We start from the raw sequence: 7,337 nt of genomic DNA on the forward strand, positions 1-7,337 counted from the left end.
CATTGCAATGAGGGTTAACAAATTTTTAACACGATTACTTGGAATTTTAATCTTTTATTATGATGTTTGGGCCAAACTAACTCAAATAATTGTTTTATGAAATTTAAATTAACAAGTTTACTGACGCTTTTACTAGCGTTTGTGGTGCAATTTTCTCTTGCGCAAGAGAAGGCTGTTTCAGGTACGGTGACATCGGTTTCAGATGGATTTCCTTTGCCTGGAGTAAATGTCCTTGTAAAAGGAACAACCCGGGGCGTCCAAACTGATTTTGATGGTAATTACACCATTAACGTTAGCACGGGCGAAACCTTAGTGTTTTCTTTTGTGAGTATGTTAAAAAAAGAAGTTGTTGTTGGCGCCAGCAACACAATTAATGTCGCTCTTGAGGAGGACATTGCTGCATTAGATGAAGTTGTAGTAACAGGTTATGCTTCGTATAGAAAATCTGAAGTTACCGGATCTACTGTGCAACTTGGTAATAGTCAGCTGACTGATATTATTACGCCTACGGTTGATCAGGCTTTACAAGGTAAAGTTGCAGGTCTTACAATCAGTGGTAACTCTGGAACACCAGGGTCTACTTCCAACATTAGAATTAGAGGGATTAGTTCTATTACTGCAGGTAATGAACCATTATATGTAATAGATGGTGTACCAATGAATAATGATAACGTTTCAAGTTCTGATGCGACTTCATTTTTCTCTAATTTAGCTTCTTTTGATAGCAACAACATTGAAACAATTACGGTTTTAAAGGATGCTTCTGCTACAGCGCAATATGGTGCGAGAGGTGCTAACGGTGTAATTGTGATTACTACAAAAGGTGGTAAGCAAGGAAAAACAAAGTACTCGTTTTCAACATCATACGGTGTACAAAATGATGCTGTAGATGGACCAGATCCATTAACAGCGGCCAACCGTTTGGAATTGGCATCAGAAGCTTATTTCAATGATGGTTTTTTTGCTACTAAAGGTGAAGCTGAAGCCTATTTATTGGCTAGAGAGCCTTATTTAAGCTGGGATCAGGATGGAAGACCTGAAGGCAATTGGAAAGAGGCAATCAAAAATAAGGATGCAGCCATCAAAAAGTACAATTTGTCAGCATCAGGTGGAAATGAAAATCATACATTCTATGCTTCTTTAGGATATATCAAACAAGAAGGAACGGTTGTTGGTTCAGAATTTGAACGTATCAACGGTGCAGTTAATTTTTCTACTGATCTTTCGTCTAAACTTAAATTTAGTTCAAATAATACAGGTGCTTATACCTATCAGGATGCATTTTTAGAAAGAAGTGCTTATTTTGAAGGTGCCAGAACAGCGCCATTCTTTTTGTCTCCACTTTATCAACCATATAATGACGATGGATCTATTAATGAATTTGGGGGCTCACTTCCAAACCCACTTTACATCTCTAAACATAATATAGATGATAATACATTGGCAAGAATCGTTACCAATAACCAATTGTCTTGGGATATCGGTCACGGATTTTCAGCGAGTTCAAGATTTAATATAGACTATCAAGTTTATAATACAAGAAGTTACTCCAATAGAAATTACGGTTATGGTGCTGCTACTGATGGTGATGCAAGTCAATATTCCAGAAATACAGTAACATATACCTTCCAAAATCAATTAAACTATAATTTTGATATCAATGTAGATCATGTATTTGATGTCACATTGTTACAAGAGTACTCTTCAAATAGAGCTTACTTTTTAGGAGCTTATGGTGAAAATTTTGCTGATGATGGTCTAAATAATTTAGATTCTCTTGGTAATCCAGTGTCTATTAATTCTAGTTTTTACGATTCATACTTAGGGGCGTATTTAGGATCTTTACATTATAGCGCTTTTCAAGGTAAATATGTAGTAGACTTAAACTATAGATATGAAGGAAATTCAAGATTTAGCCCAGAGCAAAGATGGGGTAGTTTCTGGTCTGTAGGTGGTGCATGGAATATTCATAAAGAAGATTTTATGGCCTCAACGGATTGGTTAAATAATTTGAAGCTTAGAGCATCTTACGGTGTGACAGGTAATGCTAATATTGGATTAAATAACTATCAGTCTTTATTTAGCTTTGGCGTAGATTATAATGGTGAAGGAGCACAATCTGTAAATACTTTCGGTAATAAAGATCTATCTTGGGAAAAATCCAATACTCTAGATTTAGGTCTTGATTTTGGATTGTTTAGCAATGTAGTTAGCGGAACAATTAATTATTACAGAAGAGAATCTACAGATCTATTATTAAATGTGCCATTATCACAAACAACAGGTTTCGCATCTCAAGTGCAAAACATTGGTGCCTTGGAAAATTCAGGTTTAGAAGTTGAATTGAACTTTGACATTGTAAGAAGTGAAGACTTTAACTTTTCTCTAGGTGGTAACCTTGGAACGGTTAAAAATGAAATTACTAAATTGCCTTTAGATCCTAATGGAATCGAAAGAACAATTACAACTACAACTACAAGAATTGAAACAGGTCATCCTGTACGCGGTTGGTATATGCCAACTTGGGCGGGTGTGAATCCTCAAACAGGTCTTGAGGAGTATTACGTAAATGGTGTTGATGGTGCAACGACTACCAACTTCAATGAAGCCGCTGACGTTTGGCAAGGTGATAGTGCTCTTCCAAAAATTACAGCAGGTTTAAACCTTCATGTTGATTTTAAAGGATTCTTTCTAGATGCTAACGGTTATTATGCTGGTGGTCATAAAATTTATGAAGGATGGCACAGATATACCAATACATCAGATGGGTATCCAATTTTTGCATTCCAAGGTTTAACAACCTTATTAGACAGATGGCAACAACCTGGTGATGTGGCAAGAAATGGAAAATTCACAAGTTCTTACGGTCCTTGGGAAAGACATTCTAAGTATTTGTATGATGGAGATTTCTTCAGATTAAGAAGTATGACTTTAGGGTACAACTTTAAGGATAAATTTGAATCTATCGGCATCACAAATATGCAGATCTATTTAAGAGGAAATAACTTGGCAACTTGGGTTAAAGATGACAATTTGTTATATGATCCTGAAGTTAGTTTAGGAGGTGAGACTGGTTTAGAAACTCCAGCTACTAAGTCATATTCTCTAGGATTAACAATAAACTTTTAAGCTATGAAAAAAATAATTAAGTATACATTTGTATTTGGATTAAGCGCAATGCTGTTTAATTCATGTGGAACAGAAGACCTGGAGCCTACACTAGCGCAGTCAAAAGCTGTGGAAACTAGTATTAATAATGTAGGAAACCTGTACAGTTTGGTTAAGGGAATGCACAGTCAATTGACTGCTTCCGGATACTATGGACAAGAAATGATTGTTACCAACGAGGTAAGGTCTGATAATACCTTTGCAAACGGTAGTTCAGGGCGGTATTCAACCCAAGCGGAATATAAGTATAACGATAACACCGGCTTCGTGTGGGACAATGCATATGCAGTTATTGCAGATGCAAATATTGTAATCAATGTAGACGTTGCTTCTTTAGCAGGTGATCAAGATTACGGTAAGCACTTACAAGGTCAAGCTACGGCAATTAGAGCTTTAGCACATTACGACTTATTGAGAGTTTATGGTCAGCAGCACACACCTAGCGGAAGCTTGGGAGTGCCATATATTACTACTTTCAAAGGAGATGATTTATTTCCTTCAAGAATGTCTATTGACGAAGTAAAGAATGCTATCTATAACGATTTGGAAACGGCATACGCTATGATGGACGATGCTTATGATAGCAAAATCCTTATTTCAAAGTTGGCAGCTAAAGCTTTAGAATCTAGAGTTGCAATTTACTTCGGTGATTGGGTAAGAGCTAGAGATGCAGCTAAAATAGTAATTGATGCTAACGCATACACGATTGCTACAGCAGCTAATTATGTCTCTAACTGGATGATTGATCAAGCACCAAACTCAATTTTTGAATTGGAATTTAGTGCTTCAGATAATGTCGGAATTAATGGTCTAGCATACATTTACAGATTTCCAGGAGACAGTCAGTCAGGATATGGTGATATTGAAGTAGTATCTTCAGTGATTGATATCTTTGAGGACGGAGATGTTCGTAAGAATATTTTAGGTTACCAAGCAGCTGGCACAAGATTGAGAAATATGGGTAAATACCCAGATACGGTTTCAGGAACTGATAACGTTCCATTAATCCGTATTGAAGAGGTAGTGCTTAACTATGCTGAGGCGTTATTTGAAATTGACAATCTTAATCCTATGGCTCTTGAGCAACTTAATAAAATACCTTCTAATAGAGGTGCGTCTTTATATACTTCTGTAACAAAAGCTAATATTTTGTCTGAAAGAAGAAAAGAGCTGATGTTTGAAGGGTTTAGATTTGATGATTTAATGAGAACTGGTCAATCAGTTCCAGTTATTGGATCTTCACAACAGTTGGTTACAACGCTTACATATCCTAACAACTTGTTTGCGTATCCAATTCCTAAAAGTGAGATGGATGCAAACTCAAATATGGTTCAAAATAATGGCTACTAAGTCATAGTTTTAAAACCCTCTTAACAAATAAGAGTAAAAGCGCTGATATTTATGTCAGCGCTTTTTTTATGCATTTTATTTTCCACTTTTCGCATTTTAAGCTAGCTCACATAACATTTGATTGTTAAGTAGCTGTCTATCCATGTATTTCAATTTGATAGTGTCATTACAGTTGGTTGGCAAACAGGAATAGTGAACCCCAAAAAGCTTGTTGGGGTAAATGTTTCTTTTCTGTATCGGTTTACTTTCAATATGTCTATAATATAGAGGCCAAATAGAAGTTATATTATTATTTTTGTCACTCAACTATTGATAATGAATAAAGTTTTCTTTCTAGGGGTTTTCTTACTTTTTAATGTGACTTCAGCAATTAGTCAAATTAGTCTGCCAAGACAAGGCCAGGGGAGAGACTCATTACAGTCAAAACAAGAAATTGAGGTTGCAAATATTGAAGACTATCTAATTATAGGGGTTGATCGAGACACTACTTTTGTAGATACTACACTATCCATAAAAAAAGATTACAAGTTCAATTATCTTAGGAGAGATGATTTTGGACTGCTTCCTTTTGCCAATCTAGGCCAAACTTATAATAGTCTTACCTATAACTATAAATCAAATAGATCACTGCCAGTTTTTGGTGCTCGTGCCAAGCACTTCAACTACATGGAGGTTGAAGATATCAATTACTATCATGTGCCAACACCTTTAACAGAGTTGTTTTACAAGACTGCTTTTGAACAAGGCCAGCTACTTGATGCCTTTTTTACGGTTAATGTATCTAAAGAGTTCAATTTCTCCATAGCTTATAAAGGATTGCGGTCTTTAGGAAAGTATCAGAATGCTTTGACAAGTACTGGTAATTTCAGATTTACTAGTAACTATATAACCAAAAGCCATAAATACCAAGCCCGAGCACATATTGTGATGCAGGATATACTTAATGAGGAGAATGGTGGATTAACCGATGAAGATGTAGAGAATTTTAAATCTGGCGATGCTGAATTTATTGACCGATCGGTCTTTGAACCCAATTTTGAAGATGCAGAAAATAACCTTGAAGGTAAGCGCTTCTTGTTAGATCATCAGTACAATTTATTAAAAGTATCAGATAGTATTCCCAACAGTCTGAGCGTTGGGCAAGTCATTTCATTTGAAGATAAATATTATCAATTTACCCAAGCCGCCCAAAATGATTTTTTTGGTGCATCATTTTTGAGTGCTAGCATTGATGACAAAGTAACATTAGAAGCCTTTTCAAACCGTTTTTTTGTTCAATATCAAAACAAGACTTTAGGGCAGCTTCAATTTAATGCCGATTATAGCAATCTTAACTATGAATATGATGCGCTGACCATAATAAACGGTGTTCGCATAACTAACCGAATCAAGGGAAGCGTTGTTGGAGTAGGTGGGAGTTATAGCAATACTATTGGTGGATTTCATTTAAATGGACAGTTCGGTTTGAATGTTTCGGGAGATTTTAGTGGAAATTATGTAGATCTCAATGCATCTTATCAATTAATGCCAGATCTGAATATTGTGGCGCGCATAAATTCCAACTCAAAACTTGCCAATTACAACCTGTTGCTACATCAAAGTGACTACCTCAATTACAACTGGGACAATATAGAGGCATTTAAAAATGTTCAAACCCAGAATTTAGCTTTCAAAGTCGTATCTGATCGTATTGTTACCGCAGGAGTGGAATTGACATCCATCAACAATTACACCTATTTTGGGAAGAACACAGCAAATGCGGTCAAACCTATACAAACTGATCAGTCTGTCAAATATCTTAAGATTGATTTGTCAAAAGACATTCAGTTGGGAAAATTCGCTTTAGACAATACTATTATGTATCAAAACGTATTGGACGGTAAAGGAGTATTGAACGTGCCCCAGATCATCACGCGGAATACTCTCTATTTTTCTGACCACTTATTTAAAAAGGCGCTTTTCTTGCAAACGGGAATTACCCTCAACTATTTTACGGCCTATCATATGAACGGCTATGATCCGTTGTTGGCTGAATTCTATGTTCAAAATCAAACCGAAATTGGCAATTTCCCAAGGCTGGACTTTTTTATCAATGCCAAAGTAAGACAGACCCGAATCTATGTGAAAGCGGAACATTTTAATGCCGCATTTACAGGTTACAATTATTTTTCAGCCCCTAACCATCCTTATAGAGACTTCAGTATTCGTTTCGGATTGGTATGGAATTTCTTTCTATAATATAGATCAAACAAGAATTCATATAAGTTGACTTTTTTTTCCCCCTGGTATTTAGTTGGGTTTAATAGAATCCCTGCTTACTAACCGTTCTATTCGGCTGTGCTTAATGCTTATTGCGGATTCATTTAAATTCTGACCATTCTATATGATGCTTTAATAATTCTAATAAGATAGACGTTAATCAATCCAATGTAGGTATATATAGTATTGTCATCCCATAATTATGGATATGGGTTTGGCATTCTGATTTTTCTAACTCATTATAAAGAACGAAGCCGAATGGAACCCTTGGCAAACTGATCAACACAACAATTGAAATTTTAATTCAATGTGGGGTCTTTTTATATAAAGGGCACTGCCTAGATCATTTTTAAATATACAGCTCCTAAGTTCTACAGCTTCAAAATAGATTTGAGAATGGATTATCCCTTACTATACTATATATATATATATAGGTGTCGTTATCTTTTATTTTAAAGGCACGTCTTCTTTTTTGGGCGTTCGGTCTGCCCTTTGGGGCAGCCCACCGCGCTCTCGCCCCTCACTTTTTGCAGCCGCGGGGGCGTCTGCAAAAGAGTTCA

General features: G+C 36.1%; 3 protein-coding genes. All 3 read left to right on the forward strand.

All coding sequences use genetic code 11. The features are described 5' to 3' along the window. Positions 1-96 precede the first annotated feature (96 nt). The 3 genes from BXY82_RS06685 (at position 97) to BXY82_RS06695 (ending at position 6,756) form a co-directional block, all read left to right on the forward strand. Positions 97-3,129 carry a SusC/RagA family TonB-linked outer membrane protein gene (locus BXY82_RS06685; RefSeq protein WP_166643256.1) on the forward strand — a complete coding sequence of 1,011 codons (3,033 nt, stop codon included), beginning with the start codon at positions 97-99 and terminating at the stop codon, positions 3,127-3,129. Positions 3,130-3,132: 3 nt separating this feature from the next. Continuing rightward, positions 3,133-4,518 carry a RagB/SusD family nutrient uptake outer membrane protein gene (locus BXY82_RS06690; RefSeq protein ID WP_133757375.1) on the forward strand — a complete coding sequence of 462 codons (1,386 nt, stop codon included), beginning with the start codon at positions 3,133-3,135 and terminating at the stop codon, positions 4,516-4,518. A gap of 315 nt (positions 4,519-4,833) precedes the next feature. After that, positions 4,834-6,756: a putative porin gene (locus BXY82_RS06695; protein ID WP_133757376.1), complete on the forward strand. Its 1,923-nt coding sequence runs from the start codon at positions 4,834-4,836 to the stop codon at positions 6,754-6,756. The last annotated feature ends 581 nt before the right edge of the window (positions 6,757-7,337 follow it).

It is taken from the genome of Gelidibacter sediminis (assembly GCF_004364975.1).
Taxonomy (GTDB): Bacteria; Bacteroidota; Bacteroidia; order Flavobacteriales; family Flavobacteriaceae; genus Gelidibacter; species Gelidibacter sediminis.